Source organism: Candidatus Krumholzibacteriia bacterium, assembly GCA_035649275.1.
Lineage (GTDB): Bacteria > Krumholzibacteriota > Krumholzibacteriia.
This window is the reverse complement of sequence record DASRJW010000085.1, coordinates 1-17,887: the sequence shown is the minus strand read 5'-3', so window position 1 is coordinate 17,887 and position 17,887 is coordinate 1. Positions and strand designations below refer to the sequence as shown.

The 17,887-nt window shown below is 67.6% G+C and carries 19 protein-coding genes; all 19 read left to right on the top strand.

The window, feature by feature from the left end:
• The first annotated feature begins 23 nt into the window (after nucleotides 1-23).
• Nucleotides 24-1,502: a 5'-nucleotidase C-terminal domain-containing protein gene (locus VFE28_08550; GenBank protein HZM16035.1), complete on the top strand. Its 1,479-nt coding sequence runs from the start codon at nucleotides 24-26 to the stop codon at nucleotides 1,500-1,502.
• Between the two features lie 671 nt (nucleotides 1,503-2,173).
• Complete coding sequence (locus VFE28_08545; protein HZM16034.1) at nucleotides 2,174-2,821, top strand: hypothetical protein; 648 nt, start codon at nucleotides 2,174-2,176, stop codon at nucleotides 2,819-2,821.
• Nucleotides 2,818-3,420: a DUF1684 domain-containing protein gene (locus VFE28_08540; protein HZM16033.1), complete on the top strand. Its 603-nt coding sequence runs from the start codon at nucleotides 2,818-2,820 to the stop codon at nucleotides 3,418-3,420. Before VFE28_08545 ends, VFE28_08540 begins: the two co-directional genes overlap by 4 nt.
• 50 nt (nucleotides 3,421-3,470) lie before the next feature.
• A complete protein-coding gene (locus VFE28_08535) occupies nucleotides 3,471-4,550 on the top strand; it encodes a 3'-5' exonuclease (GenBank protein HZM16032.1) in 1,080 nt (359 codons plus the stop codon).
• Nucleotides 4,551-4,704: 154 nt separating this feature from the next.
• Nucleotides 4,705-6,006, top strand: coding sequence for a phosphoribosylamine--glycine ligase (gene purD / locus VFE28_08530; GenBank protein ID HZM16031.1), 1,302 nt, complete (start codon nucleotides 4,705-4,707; stop codon nucleotides 6,004-6,006).
• Complete coding sequence (gene purE, locus VFE28_08525; GenBank protein HZM16030.1) at nucleotides 5,979-6,440, top strand: 5-(carboxyamino)imidazole ribonucleotide mutase; 462 nt, start codon at nucleotides 5,979-5,981, stop codon at nucleotides 6,438-6,440. The genes purD and purE overlap by 28 nt, the downstream gene beginning before the upstream one ends.
• Complete coding sequence (locus VFE28_08520) at nucleotides 6,349-7,086, top strand: L-threonylcarbamoyladenylate synthase (GenBank protein ID HZM16029.1); 738 nt, start codon at nucleotides 6,349-6,351, stop codon at nucleotides 7,084-7,086. The genes purE and VFE28_08520 overlap by 92 nt, the downstream gene beginning before the upstream one ends.
• A gap of 11 nt (nucleotides 7,087-7,097) precedes the next feature.
• Nucleotides 7,098-7,583 carry a low molecular weight protein arginine phosphatase gene (locus VFE28_08515; protein ID HZM16028.1) on the top strand — a complete coding sequence of 162 codons (486 nt, stop codon included), beginning with the start codon at nucleotides 7,098-7,100 and terminating at the stop codon, nucleotides 7,581-7,583.
• 135 nt (nucleotides 7,584-7,718) lie between these two features.
• A complete protein-coding gene (locus VFE28_08510; protein ID HZM16027.1) occupies nucleotides 7,719-8,609 on the top strand; it encodes a branched-chain amino acid transaminase in 891 nt (296 codons plus the stop codon).
• A gap of 11 nt (nucleotides 8,610-8,620) precedes the next feature.
• Nucleotides 8,621-9,088, top strand: coding sequence for a transcriptional regulator NrdR (gene nrdR, locus VFE28_08505; protein ID HZM16026.1), 468 nt, complete (start codon nucleotides 8,621-8,623; stop codon nucleotides 9,086-9,088).
• Nucleotides 9,078-9,911: a twin-arginine translocase subunit TatC gene (gene tatC / locus VFE28_08500; GenBank protein ID HZM16025.1), complete on the top strand. Its 834-nt coding sequence runs from the start codon at nucleotides 9,078-9,080 to the stop codon at nucleotides 9,909-9,911. Before nrdR ends, tatC begins: the two co-directional genes overlap by 11 nt.
• A 397-nt stretch (nucleotides 9,912-10,308) precedes the next feature.
• Nucleotides 10,309-12,363 carry a serine protein kinase gene (locus VFE28_08495; protein HZM16024.1) on the top strand — a complete coding sequence of 685 codons (2,055 nt, stop codon included), beginning with the start codon at nucleotides 10,309-10,311 and terminating at the stop codon, nucleotides 12,361-12,363.
• A 44-nt stretch (nucleotides 12,364-12,407) separates the two neighbouring features.
• The gene (locus VFE28_08490; GenBank protein ID HZM16023.1) at nucleotides 12,408-13,511 is read left to right on the top strand and encodes a DUF444 family protein; all 1,104 of its coding nucleotides are present in this window, start codon (nucleotides 12,408-12,410) and stop codon (nucleotides 13,509-13,511) included.
• Nucleotides 13,508-15,013, top strand: a complete 1,506-nt coding sequence (locus tag VFE28_08485) for a SpoVR family protein (protein ID HZM16022.1) — start codon at nucleotides 13,508-13,510, stop codon at nucleotides 15,011-15,013. The genes VFE28_08490 and VFE28_08485 overlap by 4 nt, the downstream gene beginning before the upstream one ends.
• 148 nt (nucleotides 15,014-15,161) lie before the next feature.
• Entirely contained in the window at nucleotides 15,162-16,151 is a 990-nt protein-coding gene (locus VFE28_08480) for a polyprenyl synthetase family protein (GenBank protein HZM16021.1), read from the top strand.
• A 2-nt stretch (nucleotides 16,152-16,153) separates the two neighbouring features.
• On the top strand, nucleotides 16,154-16,558 hold the full coding sequence (locus VFE28_08475; GenBank protein ID HZM16020.1) for a NusG domain II-containing protein: 405 nt from the start codon (nucleotides 16,154-16,156) through the stop codon (nucleotides 16,556-16,558).
• Nucleotides 16,558-17,199, top strand: coding sequence for a Gx transporter family protein (locus tag VFE28_08470; GenBank protein HZM16019.1), 642 nt, complete (start codon nucleotides 16,558-16,560; stop codon nucleotides 17,197-17,199). Before VFE28_08475 ends, VFE28_08470 begins: the two co-directional genes overlap by 1 nt.
• Nucleotides 17,200-17,282: 83 nt before the next feature.
• The gene (rsfS, locus tag VFE28_08465) at nucleotides 17,283-17,633 is read left to right on the top strand and encodes a ribosome silencing factor (GenBank protein ID HZM16018.1); all 351 of its coding nucleotides are present in this window, start codon (nucleotides 17,283-17,285) and stop codon (nucleotides 17,631-17,633) included.
• Nucleotides 17,634-17,651: 18 nt separating this feature from the next.
• A partial coding sequence (gene argS, locus VFE28_08460) for an arginine--tRNA ligase (GenBank protein ID HZM16017.1) occupies nucleotides 17,652-17,887 on the top strand: 236 nt, incomplete at its 3' end.

The following is a 17,887-nucleotide window of genomic DNA, read 5'->3' as shown; positions in this document are numbered from 1 at the left end:
CGAGGCGGAACGAAGGCAGTCGCATGCGAGCCAGCGGCGCTCTGGTGACTCTTCTTCTTCTCCTGCTGGCCCTGGGCTGCGCCCGCCGGCCCGTCGAGGTCACTCTTCTCAGCCTCAACGACTTCCACGGGGCGCTCGGGGACGGCGGCATCGAGCCCGAGAGCGGCCGTCCTTGGGGTGGCGGGCTGGCCTTGGCGGCGGAGGTCCGAGCCCAACGCCAGCTGCGGCCGCGGCGCACCTTTCTCTTGGACGCGGGGGACGACTGGCAGGGGACACCGGAGTCGAACTTTTCCTACGGCCGGTCCACGGTGGGCTACCTCGAACGCCTCGGCGTGGACGCGGCGGCGATCGGCAACCACGAGTTCGACTGGGGGATCGATACGCTGCGCGCGCGGCTGCGGGAGATGCGCTTCCCCATGCTGGCGGCGAACGTGTTCGAGAAGAACGGCGGGAAACCCGAGTGGACGCGGAGCCACGCCGTCCTCGAGCGCGACGGGATCAAGCTCGGCGTCATCGGTTTCATCACCCCGGAGACGCCCAGGGTGACGATGCCACAGAACGTGGCGAGCCTGCGCTTCGGGCCGCCGGAGGAGCAGATCGACTCGCTCGTCGCCCTGGTGCGCGCGGAGGGTGCCGATCTCGTGGTGCTGCTCTGTCACATCGGTGCTTGGCACGACTCCACCGGTGCCATCAGGGGCCCGCTCGCCGCTCTGGCGCAGCGCGCCCGGGGAGTGGATGCCATCGTCGGCGGGCACATTCATGGTTACGTGGCGGGAGAGGTCGCAGGGATTCCCGTGGTCACCGCCGGTACCAAGGGAAGGGCGCTCGGGCGGATCGTGTTGCGCTGGGACGGCCGGCGTGTCCTCGGTGCCGAGGCCGTGTGGATCCCCGTGCACGCCGATTCCCTGCCGGCGGCACCGGATGCAGCGGTGGCGGCGTTCGTGGATTCGGTGCAGCGCACCACCGCGCCCTTCGTCTCCCGCGTCTGTGGGCGCGCTTCGCGGCGCCTGGACGAGGAGGCCCTGGCGGCGTTCATCGCCTCGGCGATGCAGGAACGTGTCGGAGCGGACGTCGCGGTGACCAACATCGGCGGCGTCCGCACCGAGTTCGAGGCTGGCGCGATCACCGAAGGCGACATCTTCGAACTCGTCCCTTTCGAAAACATCCTGGTGACGGCGCGGCTGCGCGGCGAAGATCTCGCCGCCTTCGTGGCTTCGAACCCTAGGGAAGCGCGTCTCGCCGGGGCGCGCCTTGGCGCCGGCGACGAGCTCTGCGACGAAGCAGGGCGCCCTCTGGCCCGAGAGAAAGAGTTCCTCGTGGTGACCAACAATTTCCTCGCGCAAGGAGGTGACGGCTTCCAGGGGTTTCTCGCCGGACGCGATCTCGAGTGGACGGAGGAACGGGTACGGGACGTGGTCCGGGACGCCATCGCGGCCACGGCGCCGGCGGACGGTTTCGAGCCCGCCATGCCCGCGCTGGAGCCTCAACCGGTCGGTCGATGATCCTTGGGCGGGCGAGGCATGCAGCAGCACGCCAGGGGGGAAATGGCGCCTGGCCTGGAAAAGAGAGTGGGAATGGAAGGGGGAAGAAGGTGGAGAGAACGGACCGTCGGACCACAAAAAAAGAGCGGAGACTTCAAGGGGGGGACGAAGTCTCCGCTCTGTCAAGTCCGAGTGATCCGACTTCTCTCTGAACCCGATCGCTCGCGAATGTCATGTAGAGCACTACGAGTGCCAGAAACACCGTAAGCTCCCATTGCGTCTGGAATTATTCATCAAGATGAATAATTACAATAGCTTACGATTCTGTTGGGAGCGTCGGATTCGCCCGCTCGCGAGGGTCCGAGCGAGTCCCCTGCTGTCCACTTCAGAGGACATTTGTCCGACGTCTAGGCCGAAGGTGCCGGACACCGATCTGGGTCGGATCTTTCCAGCTGTCATCTCGGTCGAAGGGTCGAAGCGCTGGTGCATGATCGATCGCCGACTTGCACCACGAGTCGCCTCGACCCCTTCGGTTCTGTGTACCAGCAAGCGAAGGGAACCCGGGTCACCCCGGCGAGCCAGTCCCAGCGCGGAGGGCGCCGCGATAGCGGGCGCTTTTCGCTTGCCCTCGCCGGCATCGGCGTGGCGACATGCGGGAGGTGGTTTCCGGCAGGTGGCGGGTAGGGGAGCCGATGGACGCGTTGCTGCAACGATTCCTCCTCGACGTGCGCGGTCGCTCGCGGCACGCCCACCTGGCGACCTACGAAGATCTGGCCCTGGGTCTCGACACCTATCTCGGCCTGCGTCGAGGTGCGGCGGCGCGTCTGCCGGCGCGGGAGCTCCGGGCGTTCCTCGGTCACTGGTATCTGCGCCGGCTGGGTCCTCAAGATGTGCGGCGCACCCGTCTCTTCTGCGCCGCGGCTCGTGTCTTCGTGGCCTGGCTCACCCAGGATGCTTCGCCGCGCCGGCGGCGGGGATTCCGCCGCGAAACCAAATCGATCGCGCGGGCGGTGATCCGGGCCGCCCGGGCCTCGGAACTCCTGGAGCAGCTGCAACCGGCCCGTCGCACCACGCGGCCGGCGGCGCAGGTGGACGACTATTGCGAGATCGTGGCTCGCGGCGGTTCGCACCTCGTCCTCCGACCCCTTTCCTCCCGGGCTCTCCTCGGACCGGTGGCGGTGCCGCAGGAGCTGGCGGCGAGCCTCGACCCCGGAGCGTTCGTCAATCTGCGGCTCGGGCAGAACGAGGGACGCTGGCGCATCCTCGACTACGGCCTCTGCTATCCGCCCGCGGCGCGCACGGCGCTTCAGGCAGCTTGCGCGGTGGCGGCCCGTCCATGAGGCGTGGGCTGCTGCTCGCGGCCCTGTTGCTTTTCGCCGCCAGCAGTTCTTGTACGCGCACGCCGGAGCAGCGCGCCTATGTCGAGGCGCTGATGCGGAGCCGGACGGAAAAGGACCGCTTCCTACAATCGTCCGAAAGCCCCATCGCCCCGGAAACGAGACCGCGCTTCAAGGGTCTGTCCTACTATCCGCCCAATTTCGACCTGGTGTTCACCCTGTCCTTGCAGCCGCCCGCCCAGGCGGACACGCTGCAATTCCCGACCTCGCACGACACCTTCGACCCTTACCGCCGCAAGGGAGTGTTCCGCTTCCAACACGGCGGACGGGAGCACCAGCTCACGCTCTTCGAAGCCCTCGATGGTACCCATCTCTTCCTGCCCTTCACCGACGCCACCTCCGGCGCCGAGACCTACGGGGCAGGGCGCTATCTGGACCCCGAGCCGCTCGGGCCCGGACAGTTCCGTCTCGACTTCAATCGCGCCTACAATCCGTACTGCGCCTACAGCCCCCACTGGATTTGTCCGGTGGCGCCGCCGGAGAACCGCCTCGACTTCGCGGTGAAAGCGGGGGAGCGCAACTTCCCCCTCGCGGCCCATTGAATGGGATGGATGGTGCGCCCGGAACACGGCGGATCTGCCACACTGCACCCATGTCGCAGTCTCGGGAGAGCAGGAAAGGCAGCGAGGGTTACGAGTGGGTGGACGCCGAAGCTCCCGACTGGTTGCAAGGCCGCTCCGTCGGGCGCGGCGGCGCGGGCGAGCGGCTCATCACGCCCGCCGTGGCGGGAAGGCGAGAAGTCGCCGCGCTGCTCCGTCGAGCCAAGCGGCGCGCCCTGACGCGGCGCGATAGGAAAGCGCCCCGGCGCCGTGGCGCCGCCCCACGCGCTCGTGAGCCGCTCCTGCCGCCGCCTTGGGGTGAACGGGAGATCGCCACACTCGAGTTTTGCGCCATCGACCTGGAGACGACGGGCGGCGGTCCGGAGCAGGACGACGACATCCTCGAGATCGGCGCCGTGGTGCTCGGCGAGGGCGAGCTGCGCCGCGAGTTCGCCACGCTGGTGCAGCCGCGCCAGCCGGTCACCCAGGCGGCTCGCGCCGTGCACGGCATCGCCGCTGCGGCGCTCCTCGAGGCGCCGCGGCTGGAGCAGGCGCTGCCGTGGCTCGTGGAAACGGCGTGCGGCCGAGTTCTCGTCTTCCACAATGCCGGCTTCGACCTGCCGTTTCTGCAGCGAGCCCTCGTCGAAGCCGGACGCGAACCGTTCACCGCCCCCGTCGTGGATACCCTTCTCCTCTCACGCCGTCTCCTCGGCCCTCCCGCCGCTCTCGGGCGGGTCGCGTCGCGCCTCGGTCTCGTCACCGGGAATCTGCACCGGGCGCTGGAGGACGCGCGCACCACAGCGCGCGTTCTCGCTGTCTTGCTCGATGTTCTCGCGGCGGCCGGTGTGGCCCGTCTCGACGCGCTCCCCGGCGTCTTCATGCCCGCGCCGCGCGGCCGCGCCCGGCGGCGACCCGAGGTGGACCCGCTGCTGCTCCGCCTCGAGCGTGCGGTGGCGAGGGGGGAACACCTGCAGCTCTCCTATCATGTCGGAGCGGGGGTCGCACCTCTCGACCTCTGGGTGCAGCCGCTGCGACTCGAAGCCGCCACCACCCTCCTGGCGCTCGATCTGGAGCGAAGCACACCGGTGCGGCTCGAGCTCGTGCGCATTGGACCGGTCCATCGGCGCCGCTAGCGCCTCCTGGCTCCCGGGATCCTTCACGGTGTGATGACGGCACCGGTGGCTGCAGCGCGCCTTGCCAGCGCTCCATCTCTCGTGTTGAATGGCTGCGACCCTGCCCTTCACCCGTGGCCGTGCGGGCGGCGCTGGTGCACGGAAGGATTGCTGCATGCGTATTCTGGTTCTGGGAAGCGGCGCGCGGGAGCACGCCCTGGCTGCGGCTCTCGCAGCGAGCCGCGGTGCCGACGAGGTCTTCGTCGCGCCGGGCAACGACGGCATTCTCGATGTCGCACGCCCGGTCGCCTTGGGGCTCGGCGATCTCGAGGCGCTCGCCCACTGGGCGCGACGCCAGGGCATCGGCCTCGTCGTTGCCGGCAGCGAGGATCCCTTGGTGCGGGGCGCTTGGAACATTTTCGATCGCCACCGGCTGCGCTTCATCGGGCCTTCTGCCGAGGCCGCGCGTCTCGAGGGTTCGAAGGCCTGGGCCAAGGAATTCATGGGCCGCCATGCCATTCCCACCGCCCCTTTCAGCGTGCACGAGGACTTCGCCGCCGCCCGCGCGGCGGCGGCAGGGCGATCCCTCCCCTTCGTCATCAAGGCCGATGGTCTGGCGGCGGGGAAGGGCGTCTTCGTCGTGCAGGAGCACGACGAAGCGGTGCACGTACTCCGTCGCCTGCTCGTGGAAGGTGCTTGTGGTGATGCCGGCCGACGCGTCGTCCTGGAAGATCTGCTCGTCGGCGAAGAGCTTTCCGTGTTCGTCCTCACCGACGGCTACAACCATCGACTCCTCGGCTGCGCCCAGGATCACAAGCGCGCTTTCGACGGCGACCGCGGCCCGAACACGGGCGGCATGGGGGCCTATTCGCCGGTGCCGCATCTGCAAGACGAGGTCCTCGCCGCGGTCGAGTCGCGTATCCTGGCGCCGACGCTCGCGGGGATGCTGGACGAAGGCCAGCCGTACCGCGGCTTCCTCTACCTGGGATTGATGCTCACGACGGCGGGACCACAGGTGCTGGAATACAACTGTCGACTCGGAGATCCGGAAGCGCAGGTCTTGCTGCCGCGCCTGCGCAGCGATTTCCTCGCCCTGCTTCTGGCCGCGGCGGCAGGCGATGTGACCGCGGCGCCCTGCGCGTTGCACGAAGATCGCTGCACCGTGGGCGTGGTGGTCGCCTCCGAGGGTTACCCCGAGGCGCCGCAACTCGATCGCCCCATCCACGGCCTCGAGGCGGCGCGCGAGCTCGGCGTCACCGTGTTCGCCGGCGGCGTCCGCCGCCACGGCACGGAATGGCTGACGAGCGGGGGTCGCATCGTCACCGTCGTCGGCAGCGACAGCAGCATGGCCGCAGCGCGGGAGCGTGCCTATGCCGGCGTCGGCGCCCTTCACATCCCCGGCAGCTTCCACCGCAAGGACATCGCCCTTCGAGCCCTGGAGCGTGCATCGTGGCAGAGCCGCGCGTCGGCATCTTGATCGGGAGCGAATCGGACCGCGAGATCATGGAGCACTGCCTGCGACAGCTGCAGGAGCTCGGTATCCCCGCGGAGCTGCAGGTGCTCTCGGCGCACCGGACGCCGGAGCGCGTCCGCGACTATGCGCTGCAAGCGGAGGCCCGCGGTCTCCGGGTCCTCGTCGCCGCCGCCGGCATGGCGGCCCATCTGGCCGGGGCGGTGGCAGCTTCGTCGCCGCTTCCGGTCATCGGGGTTCCCCTGGAGGCTGGGGCGCTGCGCGGACTCGATGCACTTCTTTCCACCGTGCAGATGCCCCGGGGTGTCCCGGTGGCCTGCATGGCCATCGGCAAGCCGGGGGCGGTCAATGCGGCGCTCCTGGCGGCGCAGATCCTGGCGCTCGAGGATGCAGCGCTGCGTTCCCGCCTGGCCGCGCTGCGTGCTGCGTGGGGGACTTAAGCGGATGCGGTGTATGGACTTCGGCGAGCCGGGCGGAATCCACCTGGCCTGCCGTCTGCTTGCCGATGGGGAGGCGATGATCTTGCCGACCGAGACTCTCTATGGTTTCTCCGCCGTCGCCACCTCCAAAGCGGGCAGGCGGCGGATCGCGGCCTGGAAAGGGATCGAGAGCCCGAGGAGCTTCCTCGCCCTCTTGCCCTGCTTCGATGCCTTACTTTCCTACCTGACTCCGGGCCAGGATCCGAGGGCGCTCGATTTCCTCCGGCGGCTCTGGCCGGCGCCGCTCACCGCGGTGCTGCGCGTTCAGGAGGCGCAGCCCTGGGGAGAAACGGTAGAATCAGGAGCGACGGCAGCGTTCCGAGTTCCGGCGCACCCGCGGCTGCGCGCCCTCTTGGCGCGACTCGGTGCGGCCGTACTCTCGACGAGCGTCAACCGCACGGGCGCAGCAGCGCTGTTGCGGGAAGGAGAGATCGACGCGGTCTTCGGCAGTGAGACTGATCTCTGGTTCTGCCGCGACCGCGGTCTCGAAACGCGGGCCCCGGGACCGGGATCGACTCTGGTGGACTGCACCAGCTGGCCGCCACGGCTCCTGCGCCGGGGACTGTTCGACCTGGACGCGAGTCTCGGAACGACGCCGGTCGGGTGAGGCGGGGCAAGGTGAGGCGCACCGTGGAGATTCTCTTCGTGTGCACCGGCAACACCTGCCGCAGCCCGCTGGCAGAAGTCATCGCCGCGCGACGGCTGGAAGTCGGAGCCGCGTCCGTGCAGGCTCGCTCTGCCGGGACGGATGCATGGGACGGTGAGCCCCCGAGCGTCTTGGCGCAGCAGGTGGCCGCCGAGGTCGGGCTGGATCTCACGGCGCACCGAGCCCGCCGGGTGACGCCGGAGATGCTCGCCGGGGCAGCGCTGGTGCTGGCGATGGCGCCGGCGCACGTGGACGCCTTGCGTCGGCTGTCGCCGGCCGCGGCGTCGCGAGTGCACTTGCTGCGGGACTATGCCGAGGGCGTCGGCAAGGGCGCTGCAGTGATCGACCCCATCGGTGGGGATCTGGGGGCGTACCGCCGGACCCTGCAGGAGCTCCAGGCGCTGGTGGAGGCCAGCGTGGAGCGTTTTCTGGCCGAAGCCACGAGCCGGGAGGCGTGAGCTTCGGCGCTGGCTCACGCCTGGCGGCGCCGCCGCCAGCGAGGAGGCGGAATGAAAGAGATGACGCGGAAGAAGACCGGGAGCAAGAGCCTCGATTCCGGGAAAGCGCCGTTCCGCACCGATCTCCTCGTGTGGATGGACGGCGACCTCGTGGCGTGGGAAGAGGCCACGGTGCACGTCATGGCTCACGCTCTCCACTACGGCAGCAGCGTCTTCGAGGGCGTGCGCTGCTACAAGACTCCGAAGGGGCCCGCCATCTTCCGCTTGCGCGAGCACGTGCGCCGGCTCTTCGATTCGGCGCGCATCTATCGCATGCAGCCGGCATACACGGAGGCAGAGTTCGCCCAGGCCATGGGCGAGACCGTGCAGGCCAACAAGTTCGAAGCCTGCTACCTGCGCCCCTTGGTGTACCGGGGACTCGGTACGCCCGGCGTCAACCCCCTGGGCAGCCCGGTGTGCAGCAGCATCGTGGCCTGGGACTGGGGCGCCTACCTGGGGGACCACTCGGCGGCGGCGGGCGTGGACGTCTGCGTTTCCTCCTGGTGGCGCATGCATCCGAACACCATCCCCGCGATGGCCAAGGCCAGTGCCAACTACATGAACGGCCAGCTCATCAAGATGGAGGCCGTGCTCAACGGCTTCACCGAAGGCGTCGCCCTCGATCCGCGGGGGTACGTCTGCGAGGGCAGCGGCGAAAACATCTTCGTCGTCCGTGACGGCGTCGTCCGCACCCCGCCCTTCGCGGCCGGCGTCCTGCCCGGGATCACCCGCGACTCGGTGATCACCTTGCTGCGGCAGGACGGCATCGAGGTGCGCGAAGAGGACATCCCGCGCGAGGCCCTGTACGTGGCGGACGAGGTCTTCTTCACCGGCACGGCGACGGAGGTGGTGGCGATCCGCTCCGTCGATCGCATCGTGGTCGCCGACGGTTCCATGGGACCGCTGACGCGGCGAGCGCAAGAGCTCTTCCTCGGACTCGTGCGCGGTGACCTCGAGGACCGGCACGGCTGGCTGACGCCCGTCTGAGGGGTGGCCCGGTGCGCTGTCCGGCCTGCGGCCACGAAGACGACAAGGTCGTCGATTCGCGCTCCGTGCGCGACGGCATGGGAGTGCGCCGGCGCCGCGAGTGCACCGGCTGCCACCAGCGCTACACGACTTACGAGTTCATCGAGCAGACCCCGGTGCTGGTGATCAAGAAGGACGGACAGCGGCAGGCCTACGAGCGTGACCGCATCCTCACCGGCCTGGTCAAGGCGTGCGAGAAGCGGCCGATCTCGCGGCAGCAGCTCGAGGAGCTGGTGGACGAGGTCGAGCGCGTTCTCCTCGCCGACGGCCGCAGCGAGATCCCCTCGCGGGAGATCGGCGAAGCCGTGATGAACCGCCTGCAGTCCCTGGACGAAGTGGCCTACGTGCGCTTCGCCTCGGTCTATCGTTCTTTCCGGGACGTCAACCAGTTCATGGAAGAGCTGCGCGGTCTCCTGCAGGAGAAGCGCCGTGAGTCCTGACGCTGCCCTCGTCGCCGCGGGCGCCACGCCGCCCCCCGCGGGCAAGAAGCCGCAACGCGCGCCGCTCCGCACGATGTCCTTCTTCCAGCACCTGGAGGAGCTGCGGGCGACCCTCATCCGCATGCTCCTGGTCGGCGCCGCGGCAGCCACCGCCGGCTGGTTCGTCTCGGAACGACTGCTCGGACTGCTCGTCCCGGCCGAGCTCGGCCAGGTGCACTACTTCAATCCCACCGAAGGCTTCATGATCCGCTTCAAAGTGAGCATCGCCGTCGGCTTGCTCGTCGCCATGCCGATCCTGCTGATGCAGGTATGGAGCTTCGTCGCCCCCGGTCTGTTCCAGAACGAGAAGCGCTTCGTCTTCCCCGTTCTGCTCGCCAGCACCCTGCTCTTCTACTTGGGATTGGCCTTCGCCTACGCCTTCGTAGTGCCGCGCATGGTGAGCTTCTTCCTCTCCTTCTCCGCCGCCACGCTGAAGCCCATCATCAACGTCACCCAGTACTTCTCCTTCGTGACCAAGTTCTGCCTCGCCTTCGGCTTGGTCTTCCAAATCCCCGTGGTCATCGTGCTCCTCGCCTGGCTCGGCCTGGTGACGCCGCGGCAGCTGCTGTCCCAGTGGCGCTATGGCGTCGTCATCATCTTCATCGTCGCGGCGTGGCTCACCCCTCCCGACGCGGTGTCCCAGGTGATGATGGCGATTCCCATGGTGGTGCTCTACATGGGCGCCATCGGCCTCGCCTTCGTGGTCGGACGAAGGCGCCAGTCTCGCCGCAGCACCGAAACAGACCCGGATCCCGACGTGGATCACGAAGCTGTCTCACCTTGATACGTGTCGGGATTGCGCGGTGGGCAACTGCCTGTCGGGTGGGACCTTCCTGTCCTCCAGGCGGTTGCGGCGCCGCCGACGGACCCGGTGGGAACTCGCCACGCCGGCGCGCGTTGTCAGCATCGAGAAGCTTTGACCCGGCGGGCAGGCCCTGCCGCCCCCTAGCAGTCGGCGACCCGGTCGCCAGGCCACGCCCGCCGTAGTCCTTGGGTCTACCGCTCGGGGAGACCCCTACCGGTACGACCCTTGCTTGAAACTTCGGCGACGGCCTCGCCGTGGCGTACACGCTCCGTCTCTTCCGCCACGGTGTAAGAGAGGCCTCGTCTCGGGGGGCAGGGAGACGCCGAGTCGAGCGAGCCCGCTCGCCGCCCGGCTGGTTTGGGAGGCAATCACCATGATGGGCGACGCTCGGAGTCTGATGCAGTACATCCGCGACGCGCACGACCCGTTGCGGTACCGCGAGTTCCACTGGACCGGCACATTCGAAGACTACCTGGAGTTGTTCCTCAAGAATCCCAAGGTGGCTCGCAACGCCTACCAGCGCGTGTACGACATGATCCTGTCCTACGGCGTGGAAGAGCATGTGGAGAACAAGGAAAAGGTTCTCCACTACAAATTCTTCCACGATCCCATCGACCATGGCCGCGACGCCGTCTTCGGCCTCGACGGGGCGCTCATGCGGCTGGTGGACGTGTTCAAATCGGCGGCGCACGGCTACGGCGCCGAGCGCCGCGTGCTGCTCCTCCACGGCCCCGTGGGCAGCGCCAAGAGCACCATCGTCCGCTTGCTGAAGAAAGGGCTGGAGCGCTATTCCCGCACCGAGGAAGGCGCCATCTACACCTTCTCCTGGCGCGACCTGGACTCCGAGGCGGAGAATCCCAACTGGCACGCCACTCCCATGCACGAGGACCCACTCTACCTGATCCCGAAGGAGTCGCGGCAGCGCCTCCTGGAGCCGGTGAACGCCCAGCTACCACAGCGGGAACGGGTCACCCTGGACGGCGACCTCTGCCCCTACAGCCGCCACATCTACAGCATGCTCATGGAGCGTTACGACGGCGACTGGTCACGGGTGGTGCAGAACGTCCGCGTCGAGCGCCTGCTGCTCTCCGAGCAGGATCGCATCGGCATCGGCACCTTCCAGCCCAAGGACGAGAAGAACCAGGATTCCACCGAGCTCACCGGGGACATCAACTACCGCAAGATCGCCGAGTATGGCAGCGACTCGGACCCGCGGGCTTTCAACTTCGACGGCGAATTCAATGTCGCCAACCGCGGCCTGGTGGAGTTCATCGAGGTCCTCAAGCTGGATGTGGCCTTCCTGTACGACCTGCTGGGAGCCTCGCAGGAACACCGCATCAAGCCCAAGAAGTTCGCCCAGACGCCCATCGACGAGGTGATCATCGGCCACACCAACGAGCCGGAGTACCGCAAGCTGCAGAACAACGAGTTCATGGAGGCGCTCCGCGACCGCACCGTGAAGATCGACGTGCCGTACGTGACCCGGCTCGGGGACGAGATCAAGATCTACCAGAAGGACTTCAACGAGAAGATCGTGAAGGGCAAGCACATCGCGCCACACACCCTGCGGGTGGCGTCGATCTGGTCGGTGCTGACGCGCCTCGAAGAGCCGAAGAAGGCCAAGATGACCTTGATGCAGAAGATGAAGCTCTACGATGGGCGCATGCTGCCGGGGTACACCGAGGACTCCATCAAGGAGCTCCGCGCCGAGGGCCCCAACGAGGGCATGCACGGCATCTCGCCGCGCTACGTGCAGGACAAGATCTCCAACGCCTTGGTGAGCGACACCGGCGAGGGTTGCATCAACCCCTTCATGGTGATGAACGAGCTCGAGTCCGGCTTGCAGCACCATTCGCTGATCACCAACGAAGAGGAGCGCAAGCGCTGTCGCGAGCTGCTGGCGGTGGTGAAAGCCGAGTACGAGGACATGGTCAAGAACGAGGTGCAGCGCGCCATCTCGGCGGACGAGGAGTCGGTGCGCCGTCTGTGCGCCAACTACATCGATCACGTCAAGGCCTACACCTTGAAGGAAAAGGTGCGTAACAAGTACACCGGCCAGGACGAGGATCCGGACGAACGCCTGATGCGGTCGGTGGAAGAGAAGATCGAGATCCCCGAGAGCCGCAAGGACGACTTTCGCAGCGAGATCATGAACTACATCGGGGCGCTGGCCCTGGAGGGCAAGACCTTCGACTACGCCACCAACGCCCGGCTGCAGAAGGCCCTGGAGCTCAAGCTCTTCGAGGACCAGAAGGATTCCATCAAGCTCACCAGCTTGGTGTCCAGCGTCGTGGACAAGCAGACGCAAGAGAAGATCGACATCATCAAGGCAAGGATGATCAAGAATTACGCTTACTGCGACGTCTGCGCCACGGATGTGCTCAACTACGTCGCCAGCATCTTCGCGCGCGGCGACATCAAGGGCTCCTGAGCCGCCGCTGGCCAAGCGGCGGGCCCTGACGTCGGCAGGTGCGCATGGTCCGCAAGATCGAAGAAGACAAGAGCCGGTTCGACCGCATCGTCCGCGGCCGGATCAAGAACGAGCTGCGCAAGTACATCACCCATGGCGAGCTCATCGGCCGCAAGGGCCGTGATCTCGTTTCCATCCCCATCCCGCAGATCGAGATCCCTCGCTTCCGCTACGGCCGCAACCGCGCCGGCGGCGTCGGCCAGGGCGAGGGCGAGCCGGGCACGCCCCTCGGGCGGGCGCCGGGGGAGGGTGAGAGCGGCGCCGGCGACGCCGCCGGCCAGCACCTGATGGAAGTGGACGTGCCGCTGGCGGAGCTGGCCAAGCTCCTGGGGGAGGAGCTGGAGCTGCCCCGCATCCAGCCACGGGGGCGCAAGAACGTCACCGCCACCCGGGAGCGTTATGTCGGCATCCGCCAGTCGGGTCCGGAGTCGCTGCGTGTTTTCCGCCGCTCCTTCCGCGAAGCGCTGAAGCGCGAGATGGCGTCCGGGACCTACAATCCCGAAGATCCCATCGTCGTCCCCCTGCAGCCCGACCGCCGCTATCGCTCCTGGCGGGAAGTGCGGCTGCCGGAGAACAACGCTGTGATCCTCTACATCATGGACGTCTCCGGTTCCATGGGGGACGAGCAGAAGGAGATCGTGCGCACCACCGCCTTCTGGATCGACACGTGGCTGCGCTCGCAGTACAAGCATCTGGAGAGCCGCTACATCATCCATGACGCCGTGGCCTACGAGGTGGACCAGAAGACCTTCTACTCCACCCGGGAGAGCGGCGGCACCAAGATCTCCAGCGCCTACAAGCTGTGCCAGGAGATCCTGGAGCGGCACTACCCGCCGTCCGACTGGAACGTCTACCCCTTCCATTTCTCCGACGGCGACAACTGGGGCGGTGGCGACACCAAGGAGTGCATCCGCATCCTGCGCGAGGAAATCCTGGAGCGAGTGAACCAGTTCGCCTATGGCCAGGTGGAGAGCCCCTACGGCAGCGGCCAGTTCCTCAAGGACCTGGAGAAGGAGTTCCAGGGCACCGAGACCCTGGTGACCGCGCCGATCAAGGACCGTGAGGCCGTTTACTCCACCATCAAGGACTTCCTGGGGAAGGGCCGATGAACACCAAGAGCCGCGACCTGCAGACCCTGGCCGAGGAGATCGGCGGCGTCGCCCGGCGCTACGGCCTGGATTTCAACGATGTGGTCTTCGAAGCGGTGGACTACGCGCAGATGAACGAGATCGCCGCCTACGGTGGCTTCCCGAGCCGCTATCCGCACTGGTCCTTCGGCATGGAGTACGACCAGCTGGCCAAGGGCTACGCCTACGGGCTGCAGCGCATCTACGAGCTGGTCATCAACAACAACCCGGCCTACGCCTACCTGATGCAGTGCAACACCCTGGTGGACCAGAAGCTGGTGATGGCCCACGTCTACGCCCACGTGGACTTCTTCAAGAACAACGCCTGGTTCCGCCACACCAACCGCAAGATGGTGGACGCCATGGCCAACCACGGCACGCGGGTGCGGAAGTACGTGGAGAAGTACGGAGCCGACACGGTGGAGTCCTTCATGGATTCCTGCAAGTCCCTGGACAACCTCATCGACTTCCACGCGCCGCACGTGCGGCGGCGGGCTCTCACCCGGCCGCCGCTCGCTGGCAGCGAGGAGGATGTGGTGGATCACGGCGTGCCGCGGCTGCGCGCCAAGGGCTACATGGACCGCTATATCAATCCCGAGGAGTTCCTGGAGAAGCAGCGGCAGCTGAAGCAGCAGCAGAGCGAAGAGGTGCGGAAGGTGCCGGCAGCGCCGGAGCGCGACGTGCTGCTCTTCCTGCTGGAGCGAGCACCGCTGGAGCGCTGGCAGCAGGATATCCTCTCCATCGTCCGCGACGAGGCGTACTACTTCGCCCCGCAAGGGCAGACGAAGATCTTGAACGAAGGCTGGGCCACCTTCTGGCACTCCCGCATGATGACCCGGGACCTGTTGCAGGCCTCCGAGGTGGTGGACTACGCCGACCACCACTCGGGGACGGTGCTCACGCCGCCCGGGGGCTTCAACCCCTACAAGATCGGGTTGGAGCTGTTCCGTCACATCGAGGAGCGCTGGAACCGCGGGCAGTTCGGCCCGGAGTGGGAGGCCTGCGACGACTACCAGGACAAGCGGCGTTGGGATCGGAAAACCGGGCAGGGTCTGCAGAAGGTCTTCGAGGTGCGCAAGCTGTACAACGACGTCACCTTCATCGACACCTTCCTCACCGAGGACTTCTGCCGCGATCAGAAGCTCTTCCACTTCAGTTACAACAAGCAGACCGACATGTACCACATCGACAGCCGGGAATTTCCGAAGATCAAGCAGCAGCTGCTCTTCCAGCTCACCAACTTCGGCCAGCCCATCATCCTGGTGGCCGACGGCAACCACCGCAACCGCGGTGAGCTGTACCTGCGCCACGAGCACGAAGGGGTGGACCTCAAGCTGGAGCACGCGGAGGACACGCTGCGCAATCTCTTCCGGCTCTGGAAGCGGCCGGTGCACTTGGAGACCACCGTCTTCGAGCGCCGGAAGATCCTCACCTTCGACGGCAAGGAACACACCCGCCGCGAGGTCAAGACCAACAATTCTTGAGACTTGGGCCATTCGTCTCGGGTACGGCACGAGACTGGAAGCGGACCGAGGGCGCGGCGATTGGCGCTTCTGCCTCGGCGGCCGGGCATGTATGCTTGCCGCGGTTCCCCGCAAGCGCCGCCGGCGGCAGGGGAGAACGGAGCTCGGCGTGGAGGCACGCTTCAACGTCTATGCCCAGGATTTCCGCGCTCTGGTACAGGAAGATCTGACCCAGGTCGAGGAGTTCCTGCAGCACTGTTGCCAGGCGACCGGCGTTCCCCTGATCGACGAAGTCTGGGAGCACCTGCAGCGGTCGCCGGGCAAGCGTCTTCGTCCCACCTTGCTGCTCCTCGTCGCCCGGGCGTACGGCGAGCCCGGCAGCCGCAGCATCATGGCGGGCGCGGTGGTGGAGATGATCCACACGGCGACACTCATCCACGACGACGTGGTGGACAAGGCAACGCTGCGGCGCGGCCAGCCGGCAGTGAACCACCGCTGGCACGACGGCATCGCTCTCATGATGGGGGATTTCCTCTACTCCAAGGCCTTCCAGCTCTTCACCGCCGCCGGTCTGGAACGCGAAATGGAGCTGCTGGCGGAGACGACGAACCGGATGTCGGTGGCAGAGATGATGCAGTTCCAGTTCCACGCCAAGCTGGACATGCGTGAGGACGAGTACATGCTGCTCATCCGCGAGAAGACCGCGGCGCTCATCGCCGCCTCCTGCGCGCTCGGAGCGCTGTGCGGCGGCGCCACCGCCGTCGAACCCATCCTCGCCTACGGGAACGACGTGGGCCTCGCCTTCCAGATCACCGATGACCTGCTGGATTACTTGGGGGACGAGTCCGTGGTCGGCAAGCCGGTGGGCAACGATCTCCACGAGGGCAAGGTGACCCTGCCCCTCATCCTGGCGTTGCACAATGCTCCGACGGCGGAGCGCGAACGCATGCTGCGGGCCATCCGCAGTCGCGAGATCTTCGACGGCCAGTGGGGGACGATGCTCGAGTTCGTCGCCACCCACGGCGGCATCGAGGAGGCCCGGGCCCGGGCTCTCCTCCACGGCGGCCGCGCCAAGCAGGCCCTCCGCGACCTCCCGGCCGGTCCCGAGCGGGACGCGCTGGCGGATGCCGTGGATTTCATCACCCACCGCAGCAGCTGAGCATGGGGGCGCGGCGCCAGCACGCGCCTCCTGGCCCGACGCGCCGGCGGGCGCCGACGCCGGCGGACTGCGTTGTCCTGCTCGCCGTCGCCGCGCTGGTGCCGGCGTCCTGGGCCTGGAAGCCCGAGCCGGAGCGAGCCGCGGTGCTCGTCGTCCGCAGCGCCGACGGGGAGAGTCGCTTCGAGGCGTCCCAGGACCGGGAGATGGAGATCCGCGGCCCGGTCGGCGTGACCCGCTTGCGCCTGCAGGATGGCGAAGCCTGGATCGTGGCGGCGCCGTGCGCCAACCACTTCTGCCAGCGCCTCGGCCGTCTGCGTGCTCCCGGCCGGAGCCTCGTCTGCGTGCCGAACCGCGTGGTGGTGTGCTTCGCGGGCTCCGGCCTCGACGTGGATGGGGTGACGCGCTGATGCAGCCACCCGCGCTTCCTACCGCTCTCGAGTCCGCTGCCGTGCCGAGCGCCGGTGCTGCGGAACCCGAGGCGTGCTCCGCTCCCATGCCGCCGCTCGTTTCGGTGCAGGGGCGGCAGGCGAGTACGGCGCTGCAGCTGCGCTCGCGCCTGGCCCTCTACGCCGCTGCCGCCACGCTCCTCTGGCTGCTCGAACGCACGCTGCCCAACCCTGTGCCCTGGATCCGTCTCGGTCTCGCCAACGGCGTCACCCTGCTCGTGCTCCTCGAACACGGGGCGGTCGCCGCCGGCATCGTCCTGGTCCTGCGACTCCTCCTCGCCGCCTTCTTCGCCGGCACTCTGTTCGGGCCCCAATCGATCCTCGCCCTCGGCGGTGGCGTGGCGAGCTGGGCGGCGATGACGCTGGCGCAGCGCTGGGGCGGCCGACTCTTGAGCCCCCTCGGGCTCTCGGTGCTCGGAGCCAGTGCGCATGGGTTGGCGCAGCTCGCGCTGGTGGCCACGGTGCTCGGTGCCGGCAGCGGTGCCTGGGATCTGCTGCCGCTCTTCGCCATCGTGGCGCTCGCAAGCGGCAGCTGCACCGGCATCGTGGTCGACGCCTTGCAAGCGCGCTTGGCTCTCGCTCGCGGCACCGCGGCCCCTTGACCCTCCTCCTCTGCTGGGGTAGGTTGCGCCTGTTTCCCTGTCGCGCTCACGTGCGCGCCCACGTCGCGTTGGCGGAGGTGCTGTTGGCGTTGAGTCCGCGCCAGCTGGCGTTGAAGGCTGCCGAGCTGGCCGCCAGCAAGAAGGCGGAGGACATCGTGCTCTTGGACCTCCGCCGGGTCACCAACTTCGCCGACTACTTCGTCCTCTGCACCGCTACCTCGGACGTGCAGCTGCGTGCCGTCTCCGATGCCGTCGTCGACGGCCTCGAGATGCTGCAGCACGAGGTGTGGCACAGCGAAGGCTACGACACCCGCAGCTGGATCCTGCTGGACTACGTGCACATCGTGGTGCACGTCTTCCTCCCCGAGACGCGGGCGTATTACGCCCTGGAGAAGCTCTGGGGCGACGCTCCCAGCGAAGCGTTCGCCGGTTGAGGACGCCCCGGAGGCGACATGGTCAAGGCAGAGATCCTGTCCATCCTGGAAGCCGTGCTGCGGGAACTCGGGCTCGAGCCGCCGGGTCCGCTGCAGCTCGATCCACCCCGGGATCCGCGCCATGGCGATCTGAGCACCAACGTGGCGCTGCTGCTGGCGAAACGGAGCGGCACCACGCCGGCAGCGCTGGCACAGCGGCTGGCCGAAAGACTGCGCGCGCGGGCGGACCTGCAGGCCGAGGTCAGCCTCGCCGG